Source organism: Arthrobacter sp. P1_B4, from assembly GCF_056406555.1.
Genome location: NZ_JBFTZW010000019.1, coordinates 37,953 through 51,935 on the forward strand (window position 1 = coordinate 37,953; position 13,983 = coordinate 51,935).

Annotated in this window: 13 protein-coding genes; 5 read left to right on the forward strand and 8 right to left on the reverse strand. The window is 69.7% G+C overall.

Annotated features, from left to right (window positions below; all coding sequences use genetic code 11):
• Positions 1-10: 10 nt before the first annotated feature.
• The 6 genes from hemC to hemE all read right to left on the reverse strand — a co-directional run bounded on the left by hemC (position 11) and on the right by hemE (position 6,930).
• Positions 11-1,009: a hydroxymethylbilane synthase gene (hemC, locus tag AC1D1W_RS09770; RefSeq protein ID WP_243181161.1), complete on the reverse strand. Its 999-nt coding sequence runs from the start codon at positions 1,007-1,009 to the stop codon at positions 11-13.
• On the reverse strand, positions 1,006-2,298 hold the full coding sequence (locus AC1D1W_RS09775; RefSeq protein ID WP_243181160.1) for a ferrochelatase: 1,293 nt from the start codon (positions 2,296-2,298) through the stop codon (positions 1,006-1,008). The genes hemC and AC1D1W_RS09775 overlap by 4 nt, the downstream gene beginning before the upstream one ends.
• Positions 2,295-3,041 carry a hydrogen peroxide-dependent heme synthase gene (hemQ, locus tag AC1D1W_RS09780; protein ID WP_243181159.1) on the reverse strand — a complete coding sequence of 249 codons (747 nt, stop codon included), beginning with the start codon at positions 3,039-3,041 and terminating at the stop codon, positions 2,295-2,297. Before hemQ ends, AC1D1W_RS09775 begins: the two co-directional genes overlap by 4 nt.
• A gap of 124 nt (positions 3,042-3,165) precedes the next feature.
• Complete coding sequence (locus AC1D1W_RS09785) at positions 3,166-4,002, reverse strand: hypothetical protein (protein ID WP_476943549.1); 837 nt, start codon at positions 4,000-4,002, stop codon at positions 3,166-3,168.
• A 233-nt stretch (positions 4,003-4,235) separates the two neighbouring features.
• Complete coding sequence (gene hemG, locus AC1D1W_RS09790; protein ID WP_476943550.1) at positions 4,236-5,753, reverse strand: protoporphyrinogen oxidase; 1,518 nt, start codon at positions 5,751-5,753, stop codon at positions 4,236-4,238.
• A 4-nt stretch (positions 5,754-5,757) separates the two neighbouring features.
• The gene (gene hemE, locus AC1D1W_RS09795; RefSeq protein WP_476943551.1) at positions 5,758-6,930 is read right to left on the reverse strand and encodes a uroporphyrinogen decarboxylase; all 1,173 of its coding nucleotides are present in this window, start codon (positions 6,928-6,930) and stop codon (positions 5,758-5,760) included.
• 170 nt (positions 6,931-7,100) lie between these two features.
• Between hemE and AC1D1W_RS09800 the strand changes: the two genes are divergently transcribed.
• Positions 7,101-8,489: a glutamyl-tRNA reductase gene (locus AC1D1W_RS09800; protein WP_476943552.1), complete on the forward strand. Its 1,389-nt coding sequence runs from the start codon at positions 7,101-7,103 to the stop codon at positions 8,487-8,489.
• A 38-nt stretch (positions 8,490-8,527) separates the two neighbouring features.
• Here the strand turns inward: AC1D1W_RS09800 and AC1D1W_RS09805 are convergent, their stop codons facing one another.
• Complete coding sequence (locus AC1D1W_RS09805; RefSeq protein WP_243182247.1) at positions 8,528-9,598, reverse strand: SDR family NAD(P)-dependent oxidoreductase; 1,071 nt, start codon at positions 9,596-9,598, stop codon at positions 8,528-8,530.
• 85 nt (positions 9,599-9,683) lie between these two features.
• Complete coding sequence (gene moeB / locus AC1D1W_RS09810) at positions 9,684-10,907, reverse strand: molybdopterin-synthase adenylyltransferase MoeB (protein ID WP_476943553.1); 1,224 nt, start codon at positions 10,905-10,907, stop codon at positions 9,684-9,686.
• Between the two features lie 156 nt (positions 10,908-11,063).
• Here moeB and AC1D1W_RS09815 point away from each other — a divergent pair, with 156 nt between their 5' ends.
• The 4 genes from AC1D1W_RS09815 to AC1D1W_RS09830 all read left to right on the forward strand — a co-directional run.
• Positions 11,064-11,711, forward strand: a complete 648-nt coding sequence (locus AC1D1W_RS09815) for a TetR/AcrR family transcriptional regulator (protein ID WP_476943558.1) — start codon at positions 11,064-11,066, stop codon at positions 11,709-11,711.
• A gap of 61 nt (positions 11,712-11,772) precedes the next feature.
• Positions 11,773-11,997, forward strand: a complete 225-nt coding sequence (locus tag AC1D1W_RS09820; RefSeq protein ID WP_028278253.1) for a DUF3107 domain-containing protein — start codon at positions 11,773-11,775, stop codon at positions 11,995-11,997.
• Between the two features lie 57 nt (positions 11,998-12,054).
• A complete protein-coding gene (locus AC1D1W_RS09825; protein ID WP_476943554.1) occupies positions 12,055-12,357 on the forward strand; it encodes a hypothetical protein in 303 nt (100 codons plus the stop codon).
• Positions 12,358-12,522: 165 nt separating this feature from the next.
• Positions 12,523-13,983, forward strand: a 1,461-nt coding sequence (locus AC1D1W_RS09830) for a DUF222 domain-containing protein (protein WP_476943555.1), incomplete at its 3' end; no start/stop codon positions are given.

Consider the following 13,983-nt stretch of genomic DNA (forward strand, 5'->3'; position numbering starts at 1 on the left):
GATCCGCGGTTCAGGAAGCTGCCAGGTCCGCGATGTCCGCGGCGCCTCGGGCCAGCAGCACTTCCGCCAGCTCGATCCCGAGCAGCGTTGCCCCGACCTCGGTGAGGCCGTCAGTGGCTTTCTTGTCGCGGACGGTTGCCGTGCCGTCGACGGCGCAGACCACCGCTTCGAGGTACAGCATGCTGCCCTTGCGGTAGGCGTAGGCGCCCACCGGGGCGGCGCATCCGGCCTCCAGCCGGGCCAGCAAAGCCCGTTCGGCCGTGACGGCGAGCCGGGTGTCCGGATCATCGAGGGCCGCGAGGGCCTGCGCCAGCACGCCCTGGGAGCCTTCCGTGGACCCGGCCCTGCGGGGAGCGTCGGCGGTCCGGCATTCGATCGCCAAGGCACCCTGCCCGGCGGCCGGCAGCATAATGTCCGTCTCAAGGTATTCGCTGACCGCGTCGAGCCGGCCAATCCGGTGCAGTCCGGCGGCTGCGAGAACGACGGCGTCGAGGTCGTTCGACTTGCCGTCAACGACGGCATCGTTCGTGTTGCCCGGCAGCCCGGGAACGCGTCCCAGCCGGGTGTCCACGTTGCCGCGGATGTCGCGGATGTCCAGGTCCGGACGCACGGCGCGGAGCTGGGCCGCGCGGCGCGGGGAGCCGGTGCCGACGCTCGCGCCGCTCGGCAGGTCCGCGAGCTTCAGTCCGTCGCGGGCGCACAGCACGTCCCGGACGTCGACGCGTTGGGGTGTGGCCGCGAGGCTCAGGCCGAGGGCCGGACCGGTCGGGAGGTCTTTGAGCGAATGCACGGCGATATCGCAGGTGTCCTGCAGCAAGGCCTCGCGGAGCGCGGCGACGAAGACGCCGGTACCGCCCATCTGGGACAGCGAGCCTTTGAGGACGTCGCCGTCGGTCCGGATATGGACCAGCTCCACGGGGAACCCGCCGATGGCGGCCAGCTGGTCCGCGGTCTGCTGGGTCTGGGTCAGGGCGAGTTTGCTGGCGCGCGTGCCGATCCGGACGCTCATGCGGTCCCCTCGCCCGCCGCCGCAGCAGCCGCGGCTGCCCTTCCCGCCGCCGCGGGGGCGGCCGGGTAGGGATCGTGTCCGGTCCCGACGGTGGTGTCGGCTCCGGCGATGGTGGGCTTTTCGCCGCGGAAGTTAGCGCAGCAGCCGGGACGGCAGACGTCGTACCAGGGGCCGAGCTTGGTCAGGTGCGGCCGCTCGGCAATGTTGTTCGCGACAGTCCGCTCGCAGATGAGGTCGACAAGCCCGGCGACAAACTTGCGGTGCGTTCCGGGCGTGGGGACACGGGTTGCGGCCAGTTCCAGCCGGGCGCAGGTCTCAAGCGCCTCGGTGTCCAGGTCCCAGACCACTTCCATGTGGTCGCTGACAAAGCCCAGCGGCACAATCACGATGCCCTTGACGCCCTGGCGCGCGAGCTCCTCGATGGCGTCGTTGATGTCCGGCTCGAGCCACGGCACGTGCGGGGCGCCGGAGCGGGACTGGTAGACGAGGGACCAGGGTGCGGTCAGGCCGGTCGCGTCTTCCACCCGGCGGATGATCTCGGTGCCGGAGGCCAGGTGCTGTGCGGCGTAGGCGGAGTCTTCCTCAAAAGTGCGCGGCTCACCCTCGGACCGGCCGGCGGCCTCGGCGTCGCGGGTCGGGATGGAGTGCGTCGCGAACAGGATGTGCACGGGGGCGTCCGGGGTGCCGGCCGCGGCCAGCTGGGCACGGACGTCGGCGAGGCCGGCGGCGGTTCCCTCGATGAAGGGCTCCACGAACCCGGGGTGGTCGAAATACTGGCGCACCTTGTCGACCTCGAGCTTGCCGTCGAGCCCGGTTTCGGTCAGCGCCATGCCGATGTCCTCGCGGTACTGGCGGCAGCTGGAGTAACAGGAGTAGGCACTCGTGGTGAGCATGAGCACCTTGCGGTGGCCGGCGTCGTAGATCTCCTGCAGGGTCTGCGGGATGTACGGGTCCCAGTTGCGGTTGCCCCAGAACACCGGCAGCGCGATGCCGCGGGCTGCAAGTTCGGCCTCGAGGCCGGCCTTGAGCTGACGGTTCTGTCCGTTGATGGGGCTGATGCCGCCGTTGGCGCGGTAGTGGTGCGAGACCTCTTCGAGCCGTTCGTCGGGGATGCCGCGGCCGCGGGTGACGTTGCGGAGGAACGGGATGACGTCCTCCTGGCCTTCAGGCCCGCCGAACGAGGCGAGGAGCACGGCGTCGTACTCCTTGGGGGCCATCCGGCCGGCCTCGGTGACGGTGTTCACGGCGGTTACCGAAGCGGCGGATTCCTGCGGATCGATCGGGCTCATGCCAGGACCTCGGCGATCTCGGCGGCGGTGACGCGGCGGCCGGTGTAGAAGGGGATTTCCTCGCGGACGTGGTGCCGGGCTTCGGTGGCGCGCAGGTGGCGCATCAGGTCCACGAGGTCCACGAGCTCGGGGGCTTCCAGTCCGAGGATCCATTCCCAGTCGCCGAGGGCGAAGGAGGAGACGGTGTTGGAGATGACCTGGGGGAAGTCGCGGCCCAGCATGCCGTGGTCGCGGAGCATGGCGCCGCGCTCGGCGTCCGGGAGCAGGTACCACTCGTAGGAGCGGACGAAGGGGTAGACGCAGAGCCATTCCGCCGGTTCCACGCCGCGGGAAAACGCCGGGGTGTGGTTCTTGGCGAACTCGGCCTCCCGGTGCACGCCCATGGCGGACCAGACGATCTCGGTGCCGGCGAACAGCTTGCTGCGCCGAATGTCCCGCACTGCCCGCTGCAGCGCTTCCGGCCGGGGACCGTGCAGCCAAACCATGATGTCCGCGTCGGCCCGCATCGCCGAGACGTCGTAGCTGCCGCGGTGGACAACTCCGGCGTCGGCGAGGGTATTCATCAGGGCCTCGAAGTCCTCAGCGGCATCGGCGCCGCGCAGGATGTCCGCTGACCGCTTGAATACGGTCCAAAGGGTGAAGAACTGCTCAGTTGAATCTTCGGGCGCCGATGCCCCGGCGACTGATTCTCCGGGGGCTGACATTCCGGTTTTAGTGACAGATTCGGCAGAAGTGTGGCTCATGCATACCAGTCTGCCTCCTCTCCCCAGCTAAGTCGAAAAAAAGCACTTCTACAACGCGTAGAAGTGCTTTATTTCACATGCGGGGCGCGGGAGGCGGGGGCGTGTCCGTGGGAGGCGGGTCCTGTCAGCTCCGGCGCATCCGGAGGACCGCGGCGCCGGCGCCGAGCGAGAGCGCCACCAGGCCGATGCCCCAGCCGACCAGCGGGGACAGGCCGGCCGGTTCCAACGTCGAGGTTGCCTCGAGGGAGGAGTTGCCGGAGTGGCCCTTGGCCGGAGCCGGTGCCTGGGTCCAGCCGGCTGTGTTTGAACCCGTCGGGGACGGCTGCGGTGTGGCCGACTTCGAGGCCGACGTCTGCGCGCCGGCACCGTTGCTCGTGGCCGGCACCGCGGTGCCGGACTGTGGATCGGCGGCCGGGTCGGCGGCCGCGCTGCCCGGCGCCGGCCGCTCTGGGGCCTGCCCGGTGGGGGCAGACCCGGCGGATCCGCCTGCGGCGGGAGCTCCCGGAGCCGGGGCGGCGGGCGGCGCGGCGGGGTCCTGCGGCCCGGCGGGCGGCGCAACCTTCGCGGGCGGGGTGCTCGAGGCCGGTGGGGTACTGGTGCGCGGTGACGTGGGTTCCGGGTCGCTGGGCTCGGGCTCGGGGTCGCTGGGCTCGGGGTGGCTGGGCTCGGGGTCGCTGGGTTCCGGGCTGCTGCCGTGCGACGGCGACGGGGAGGACTCGCCCGAGCCGGCGGACGGCGAGGGGCTCGGCGTCGTCGAGGAGCCCAGCAGGCTGTCCAGCACGTCGCCGAGGCCGAGGGTCAGCGAACCCTGCGCGGACGGTGCGGTGGACGCCGCCGCGGACAACCCTGCGGCCGCCTGCGAGGCAGGAGCCCCGGCGGTGCCAGCCAGTACGGCCCCGAGCGCGACCGCCGCCGCGCCGCTTCGAAGGCCCCGATGGCGGCCGGTCTTCGTTGTTGACACCTTGGACCTGAAAATAAACATGGTCATCGAGCCTAGCCGGAATCGACCAGCAGGAAAAACTTGCAAAAACCGCGAATTGCCGGCACGAAACCGCCGGGTCCGGAGGGGCTCAGGGTGCCTTTGGAACCGCTGTGATTCCTGTGACTGAAGGTGTGCCTGGGACTCAGGAACGTCGTTCGGGACAGCCAAAATCAGGGTCACCAAATTCAGCGCAGCCGCGTTCAGGACAACGTTCAGGACAACAGGGTGCGGACCTGCTGCGGGGTGTCGGCCACGATCGCTGCCAGGCCATTGCCGGACAGCCAGCCGCCCACCACGGCAAGCGTGCCGTCCGCGGCACAGACGCTCCGGACGGCCGCGACGCGCTGCCTGTGGCCCAGGGACGCAAACGGCAGCGCGCCGGCCCAGCGGACCACGTCCCAATCGGCCACGTCCCCGGCGCCGACTGGCACCACCAGCAGGGCCGACGCATCAGCAAGGGCTGCGCGGAAAAGTTCATCGTCGGAGCGCGGCGCCGCGGCCAGTCCGCCGCCGCGGGACTCGGGCAATGCCCCGGGAGTAACAGCCCCTGGAGCTGTGCTCCGCCCATAGGAGAGCCGGAGCACATGCCTTCCCGGGCCTGCCTGCTCCGCCAGCCACGCCCATTTGGCGGTGGCGTGCGTCAGCGCCTTGGCCTGCACACCCGGGCTCTGCGGGGCAACAAGCACGCCGGTGCCGCGTGGCGCCGCGTCAAGGGCCGGGAGGTCCACCACGAGCGTGACAAGGCTGACGTCGGGTCCGGCATCGGGGCGGAGGCCGGCAAGTTCCGGCAGGGACTCCTCAAGCAGCCCGACGGCGGCGGGACCCTCGACCGCAACCGCGAGGAGCCCGGCGTCGAAAGTGGCCTGGTCCGTGGCCACGCGCCAGCCGTCGGCTGAGCGCCGCACTGACCGGGCCGCGGTGCCGGGCAGCAGGGTGACTCCGCGCTGACGCAGATCGGCCAGCAGGGCGGCGACGAGGGTGTGCATGCCACCGCGCAGCCCGGCGACGGCGGAACCGGCCTTCTGGAGCCCGCCGGCCTGGCCTGCTCCGGACGGTCCGGGGGGTCCGCCCGTGGCGACCGCCGCTCCCCTGCGCTGGGCCGCGACGGCGGCGGCGAGGGAACCATGCTGGCGGATGAGGGCCCGCAGACCGGGGGCCACCATGTCGACGTCGAGCACTGAGGGGTCGGCCGAGTGCACGCCGCCGACCACCGGTGCGACGAGCCGGTCCAGGACCCGCTTGCCCATCCGCCGGCGGACCAGGGCTGACACGCTCGTTGCCGCGTCAGCGGTGCCCAGCGAGGCCGGCAGCACGGCGTCGACGGAGGCGCGGAGGGATCCCAGCAGGCCCAGCGACCGGCGGACTTCCGGGTCCCACGGGCTCGCCGGGATGCCCAGCACACCGGTCTTAGGCAGTTCCCGGGGGCCGTCAGGCAACTGGACCCAGGCCCCGCCGGGGTTCGGCGCGACGATCTCGCCGGCCAGCCCCAGCTCCGCGGCGAGATCGGCTACGGCGGCGGTGCGGGTGGCGAAAGACTCCGCACCGCTGTCCAGGGTCAGTCCGGCCACGACATGGCTGCCGACACAGCCGCCCCAGGCCTCGCCGGCCTCCAGGACGGTGGTGCGGACCCCGGCCCGGGCGAATTCCCGTGCCGCAAGCAGTCCGGAAATCCCGCCCCCGATCACAACGGCGGTACCTTCCACGGGAGTCCCGGCGGCGCCTGCGTCCACGCCCCTACTCCGGAGCGATGGAGTGGATGAGTTCGACGACGCGCGTGAGCACCTCAGGGTCCGTCTCCGGCGGCACACCGTGGCCGAGGTTCAGGACGTGCCCGGGCGCCGCGGAGCCGGCCGCGATCACCTCTCGGACGTGGGCTTCGAGGACTTCCCACGGCGCCGAAAGCAGTGCCGGGTCGATGTTGCCCTGCAGCGGGACGGTGCCGCCGAGGCGGCGGTTGGCTTCGTCCAGCGGCAGCCGGTAGTCGACCCCCACGACGTCAACGCCGACGTCGCGCATCGCGACGAGCAGTTCCGAGGTGCCGGTGCCGAAGTGGATCAGGGGTGCGCCCAGGTGCCGGACATGGTCCAGGGCACGGGACGACGCCGGCGCAACGAAGCGCTGGTAGTCGGCAAGTCCCAGCGAACCGGCCCAGGAGTCGAAGAGCTGGCCGGCGGAAGCGCCGGCTTCCAGCTGTGCGCGGAGGAACATCCCCGAGGCATCGGCGGCCCAGTTGGCCAGGGCAGTCCAGGTTTCGGGGTCGGCGTGCATCATGGTGCGCGGGCCGAGGTGGTCGCGGGAAGGCTTGCCTTCCACCATGTACGCGGCGAGGGTAAAGGGCGCACCGGCGAAGCCGATCAGCGGGGTGCTGCCGAGCTCGGCCACCGTGAGCCGGACGGCTTCGCGGATGGGCTCCAGGGCCTCCCAGGTCAGCTGCGGCAGGGCGGCAACGTCCGCGGCCGTGCGGACCGGTTTGTCCAGCACGGGTCCGACGCCGGGCACGATGTCCACTCCGACGCCGGCCAGCTTGAGCGGGATGACAATGTCCGAGAAGAAGATGGCGGCATCGACGTCGTGGCGGCGTACCGGCTGCAGGGTGATCTCTGAGGCCAGCTCGGGGCGCAGGCACGAGTCCAGCATCGCGACGCCCTCACGGACCTTGAGGTATTCGGGCAGCGAGCGGCCGGCCTGGCGCATGAACCAGACGGGACGGCGGGAGGGCTTGCCGCCGCGGTAGGCGGTGATCAGCGGCGAATCCGCGGTGCGGCCGTCCATCAGCGGGTGGCCGGCGTCGAGGCCGCGGGCGGCGCCATCTGTGGCGGCGCCGTCAATGGCTGCATTGCCGGCTGCGCCGTTGTCGGACGTACTGAATGTGGTCGTGCCGGCACGTGCCGCAGCGCTTGGAGTCATGACTTCGATTGTGCCCAAATTTGTGCCCAAAAGATAACGACAGCCTGTCACGCCGGCTCTGACACCGGCCCCGAGTGCCGCGTCGTGGCGGGAATCACAGGCCAGGGTGCCTGAGCCCACGCCCGGACAGTTGTTCTACACGGGCGCGAAAAAGCTATGATGGTGATGCTGTGGTTCTTTTTTCATTGGTGGCTACACACGCCGACATCGACCTCGAAACCGTTGCTCAGTTGAGCACCGGTGCTTCAGGGATCGCCACATCCGCCCTCGCCGGATCGCCGGCTGTGGCGGGTGCCGTTGTCCTTGCCACCTGCAACCGCCTTGAAATCTACGGCGAAGCACCCCATCCGGACGCCGTCGCCGCCGCCCGGGCGGCCCTCATCACCCACATCAGCGGCGCCAGCGGACTCAACGACCAGCTCGTCTCCCGCGCCTTCAGCACCCGCACCGGCGCCGAGGTCAGCCAGCACCTCTTCTCGGTCAGCTCCGGTCTGGACTCCGCCGTGGTGGGCGAACGGGAAATTGCCGGGCAGGTGCGCCGCGCCTTGATCACGGCCCAGCACGAGGGCACCGCCAGCTCCGGCCTGGTCCGGCTGTTCCAGGCCGCGTCCAAGACCGCGAAGGACGTCGGCGCCCAGACGGCGTTGGGTTCGCGCGGGCTCTCCATCGTCTCCGTGGCCCTTGATCTCGCCACTGACCTGTCGGAAAACCCGGACTGGTCCGCCAAGAAAGCCGTTGTCTTCGGGACCGGCGCCTACGCCGGTGCCACCATGTCCCTGCTGCGGGAACGTGGCTGCACCGATGTCTTTGTCTATTCCTCCTCCGGCCGCGCCGCCGGCTTCGTCGCCACCCGGGGCGGCACGGCACTGAACGAGGACACGCTTCCGGGCGCAGTTGCCGCCGCCGACGTCATGATCGGCTGCAGCGGCTCCGACAGCCGGGTCGAAGCGGACGAACTCGCCCGGATCCGGGCGAACTCGGCCCAGCCGCTGATCGCGATCGATCTCGCTTTGACCCATGACTTCGACCCCGCGGTCGGCGACCTCGACGGCGTTGAACTGCTTACGCTGGAATCGGTCCGGCTGGCCGCACCGCAGGAACAGGCCGAGTCGCTCGAACAGGCCAGCAGCATCGTGGCCGGGGCGGCCAGCGCCTTTGAGCAGGAGCGCGAGGCCAGGAGCGTCGACTCGGCGATCGTCGCCTTGCGCCGCCACACGATGAACGTCCTGGATGCGGAAATGGAAAAGGTCCGGGCCCGGCACGGCTGCACGGCCGCCGCCGAAGAAGTCGAATTTGCCCTGCGCCGCATGGTGAAGCAGCTTCTCCACGTCCCCACCGTCAGGGCCCGCGAACTGGCCTCCAACGGACAGCAGGACGCCTACATTGCCGGTCTTGAGGCGCTGTACGGCATCACCGTGGAGCCCACCGCCGGCGCAACGGTTGCAGGTGCCGCCGGTTCCGGGGCCGCGTGCCCCGTGGACCACAACGCCGCTGTCCACAACCCCGGCGACCCCGGCGACGCCGGCCCCGCAACGGGCGACATCCGCGAAACCGCGTAGCTGGCCCGCGCCTCCCCGCGCCGCGGCTTATCCCTGGATTATCCGGGGAAAGCGTTGATCCCGGTCATATCGGCCGACACCTGCCACAGCCGTGTGGCCGCCTCCCGGTCCACCGCGTGGGCATCTACTCCCCTGATCCTGGCTTCGGGCGATCCCGGCACCGTGGCTTCGGCGATGTCGCAGTCCTCGCAGTAGACGCCGCCCATTCCTTCGAGCGCCGGCGCAGTTGCGGCCCAGACCGAGGTGGCGGCGCCCTGCGCGGGTGTCTTGAAGCGCGGGTCGAGTTTGCCGTGCTCATCCATCCAGCCCGCGGCGATCATCTCCTCCCGCGGCAGGTGCCGTTGCAGCTCCGTCATGATCCCGCCGGGATGTACTGCGAAGGCGCGCACGCCAAAGTTCCGGCCCAGGGCATCGAGCTGGACGGCGAAGAGCGCGTTTGCCGTCTTGGCCTGGCCGTAGGCACGCCATTTGTCGTAGCCGGCGTCGAAATTGATGTCATCGAAGCGAATGGCCGAGAGCTTGTGGCCGGTCGAGGACAGCGAGACCACGCGGGCCCCCTGCGCCGCGGCAAGAGCCGGCCACAGCAGGTTGGTCAAGGCAAAATGGCCCAGGTGGTTCGTGGCGAACTGTGATTCCCAGCCGGGTCCCACCCTTTGCTCCGGACTTGCCATGATGGCGGCGTTGTTGATGAGGATGTCCAGGCTGCGGCCTGAGCCCGGCGCCGCGCCAAGTGCCGCGTCAGGCGCGGCGCCAGGTGCCGTTTCGGTCGCCAGGCCGGCCAGGAAGCCGGCGGCGAACGCCTTCACACTGGCCAGGTCCGCAAGGTCCAGCTCGGCGACGCTGACGCCGCCGCCAGCCGTTGCCGGCGTCAGCCCCGCCGCGGCCAGGACGTCGCGGGCATGCTCGGGCCGCCGGGCCGGCACCACGACGGTGGCGCCGGCGGAGGCCAGCGCCCGCACGGTCTCCAAGCCCAGCCCCGAGTAGCCGCCGGTGACAATGGCGGTCTTCCCGGTCAGGTCGATGCCGGCAATGACGTCGGCCGCCGTCGAATCCCGGCCGAACCCCGAGCCAATCTTGCGCTGGGACGTCACTGTATTTTCCTCGCTCATGACCAAGCCTTTCGTTTTAGGGCGCCGCTCAGCGGAGCGTGTTGTGCGGTATCGCGGCCTTGCTGGCCATATGGCCCGCCAAGGCTCAGTACACCGGTTTCCCGGGCTCCACGTCCCTTACCCAGGCGAGAATGCCGCCTTCGAGGTGGCTGACGCGCCCGTACCCTGCGGCGCGGGCTGCGGACAGGACGGCGGCGGATCGTGTTCCGGCCTTGCAGTGGAAGACAATTTCGGCATCCTGGGGCAGTTCCTGCCACGCCTCGCCGGCAAGGATGCGGCCTTGCGGGATCAGCTCCGACCCCTCAATGCGGACGATTTCGTATTCTCCCTGCTCCCGCACGTCCACGAGGTGGAAGTCCTTGAGGCCGGCCTTGCGGGAGGCCAGCATGGTGGCGAGCTGGGTCGCCGTCACAGTGTGCTCGGTACCGGGATCCGCCGTTGGAGTGATCCCGCAGAAGGCCTCGTAGTCGGTGAGTTCGGTGATTCGTGCAGCCGCCGGGTCCTTGGTCACCTTGATCTCGCGCCAGGTGCCGCCCAGCGCGTCATAGAGCGCCAGCCGGCCCAGCAGGGACCGGCCGACGCCGGTGATCAGTTTGACCGCCTCGGTCACCATCAGCGCTCCGACGGCGGCGCACAGCATGCCGAACACGCCGCCTTCGCCGCAGGACGGCACGGATCCGGGCGGCGGCGCCTCCGGGTAGAGGTCCCGGTAGGTGGGCCCGAACTGTTCCCAAAAGACGCTGACCTGGCCGTCGAAACGGAAAATCGATCCCCAAATGTAGGGCTTGCCGAGGATGGCGGCGGCGTCGTTGACGAGGTAGCGCGTGGCAAAGTTGTCGGCGCCGTCGAGGATCAGGTCGTAGCCGGCAAAGAGTTCCAATGCGTTGGACGCGTCGAGCCGGACGTTGTGAAGCCGGACATCCACGAGCGGGTTCAGGGCCGTAAGGGCGTCGCGGGCGGACTCGATTTTCGGCCGGCCCACATCCGCGACACCATGGATGATCTGGCGTTGGAGGTTGCTGAGGTCGACGTCGTCGTCATCGACGATGCCAAGGGTGCCGACCCCCGCCGCGGCGAGGTAGAGCAGCGCCGGGGAGCCGAGGCCACCGGCACCGATCACCAGGACTTTCGCGTTCTTGAGGCGTCGCTGGCCGATCGCGCCGATCTCCGGAATGATCAGGTGCCGCGAGTAGCGTTCCACCTCGTCCGGACTGAGGTCCGCAGCCGGGTCGACCAGCGGTCCGGGCTGCGGATCCAGCTTCGTCTGGGGGGTTGCGGGGGCACCGGCGGCGGTGAACTTGGAAGCCATACTTCAATCTATGCCCGAAGATACCACCAGGTCATATTACCCGCGCGTAAGGTGTAATTGAGTGCAAGGTAGTTCAGTACAGAATGCAGACGATTGCCATTGCGCGCAATGGGGTGAATAAGGGAAAGAAGGCCGACAGTGGTTCATCAGGCACCGTTGGAGCGGGACGAGTCGGGCAAGCCGACGACAGTGCAGCCCCGGAGCGGACAACGCTCGGCCCGCCTCCCCCGCGACGAACGCCGGGCGCAGCTGCTGGCGGCCGCGCAGGAAGTTTTCGTGGCGAACGGCTACCACGGTGCCGCCATGGACGAGATCGCCGAGACCGCCCACGTCAGCAAGCCGGTGCTGTACCAGCACTTCCCCTCCAAGCGGGACCTCTACCTGGCTCTGCTGGACAGCCACCTCAGCAAGCTGACCGACCTCCTGCTTGGCGCCCTGAACTCCACCACCGACAATGACGAGCGCGTCCAGGCCGTCATGCGCGCTTACTTCCGCTTCATCGCGCACGACGACCAGGCCCACAGGCTCGTCTTCGAGTCGGACCTGATTAACGACCCCGACGTCAGCGCGCGGCTGGAAACGTTCAACAAGACCTTTGCCGACGCCGTCGCGCACGTCATCGCCGAGGACACCAAACTGCCTGAACTGGAGGCCCAGCTGCTGGGCCGCGGACTCGCCGGAATGGCCCACGTGAGCGCACGGTATTGGCTGGAAACGGACGGGAACCTGGATCTCGATGTAGCCAGCGACCTCATCTACCGTTTAGCTTGGCGCGGAATCTCCCGCTTCCCCAAAGAGACCTAGACTACAACTAGAGATTGACCTTAGACATTTTTTGGACGTTGATTGGCTGGGAGGCCTTGCTGTGGAAGTAAAGATTGGTATTCAAAACATTGGCCGCGAAATTGTCCTCGAATCGGCGCAGGATGCCGAAGCCGTCGCCAAGGTAGTGGGCGACGCGATCGCCAAGGGCAGCGAACTGCGGCTGACGGACGACAAAGGCCGCCTGGTGATCGTCCCCGCCAATGTTCTGGGCTACGTGGAAATCGGCGCAGAAGAGGCCCGCCGCGTCGGCTTCGGTGCCCTCTAGCCCGTTCTTCCCACCACCGTTCCTTCATCGCAGTTTCTCCATCGTGAGGTGTCCTGAATGCTTTCCCTGATTGTGGTCGCCATGGTGACCGTGGCTGCGGGTTTCTTGGTGTGGGCCAACGACAAACGGCACCAGAAGTACGGCGTCGCCGTCCCCGCGGGAGTCGCTGCATCCGTCGGTATGCTCAGCTGGATCATCTTCATAGCGGCCGGATTCGGCTACCAGCCGGGCCTGACCTGGATCCCGTGGATTCTGCCAATGGTCCTGGGCACTGCGGCCTCGATCGCGGCCGTGGTGTATCTCGGCAAGGCCCGGACGAGGCAGGACACCGAGCGGCTCACCARCATCCTGAAGCTCTAGCTCTTTAGCCCCGCAGCTGTTTTCCGCGCGCAACCGTGACCACGCACCCAACGGGGTGCGTGGTCACAGTTCGTTTGGGGTTCGGCCGGGTGCACCGTACCGGAGTCACTCCGAGGCGGAACCGTGCCCATCACTTTTGTCGGAGCCCTCAAATAGACTCGAGCCATGGAAGCCGTCAGGGATTTCATCAGGGATTTCACCGCCTGCGGGGACGAGGCGSAGGGMACGGACCGGGGTGCAGCCCCGGTCGGGCAATCCGGTMTGGACGCCGCCCTGGCMGCGCTGCGGGCGGTGGGTTCGACGGCGGTGGAGGATGCGGGGTCGTGGGGATTCCGGGCCGCGTCGGACTTCGCCGGCAGCGTGGAGGAAGTCTCCCGCGCGGTGGAGTATCTGCAGCTCGTCGCKGCGGCCGCCGTGGACCGGACCCGGAAGCAGYCCGCCGCCGCGGCCACGGGGGCKGYRGCGGGGGCGGTCACCGGGTGGACCACCGGCTGGCGTGAGAGCCCCGCCGGGTGGCAGACCGGCGCACCCGGCACGTCCGTTGCGGCGGCGCCCGCCGGCGCCTCCTTGGCCTCGGCTCCCGCCGGCACCTCCGCCGGGGCGGTTCCAGCCGGCACCTCCTTGTCCTCTGCTCCCTCCGGCACGTCCGTTGCGGCGGTTCCCTCCGGTACCTCCTTGTCCTCGGCTCCCGCCGGCACGTCTGTTGSGRCGGYGCCCGCCGGAASCCCYGGAACGGGTGAGCCGGCGGTGCCGGAATCGGTGCTGGATGACGGGTACCGGAACACGGYGGAGTTCCTGCGGGCGCGGCTGCGGATCGGCGCCGCGGAGGCCAGGCGCCGGCTCKGCCTCGCCGACACRCTGCTGCCTCGGCAGGGACTCGCCGGCCGGCCCGTCCCGCCCGTACACCCGGAGCTTGGAGCCGCCGTCGCGGCCGGCGAGGTCGCGTCCCGCGCCGCAACCGTCATCACGCTCGCCCTGGACCGGGTCCGGCACAGCTGCCTCCCCGAGGCCGCCGCAACCATGGAACATGCCCTGACAGTGACGGCCATCGAAAACGACGCCGACTTCCTGGCCCGGATCGCCCGCCGGTGGGCCGAGGCGCTGGACCAGGACGGCGCCGAGCCCTCCGAGGAACTGCTCCGCCAGCTCCAGGGCGCCTTTCTCCGCAAACCCCGGCACGGCCTGCAGCACCTGGAAATCTTCGCGACCGCGGACCAGTTCGAACACCTGGTGACAGTGATGAACACCGCCACCAACCCCCGCACCGGCCCCGACACCGGAGAAGGCACCGCCACCGGCCACACGGCGCAGGCCGGACCGGGCGACGGGTCCGAAGCGGCCGACGAGCCCGGCCCGGCTAACGAGCCCGCCACGGCCGAAAAGGACGCCGCACTGCCTCCCCTGGACCTCCGCTCCCGGCCCCAACGGCTGCTCGACGGCCTGGTCGGTGCCTGCAAAGCAGCCCTCGCCACCGGAGGGCTGCCCGCCGCGGGCGGGCTCCGGCCGCAGATCATGGCCACCATCGACTACCACGACCTGCTCACCCGGCTCGGGACGACTCCCGCCGAAGCAGGCGCCCCTGCCAACACCGCACAGCACGGCACCGGAACCAGACAGGGCACCGGG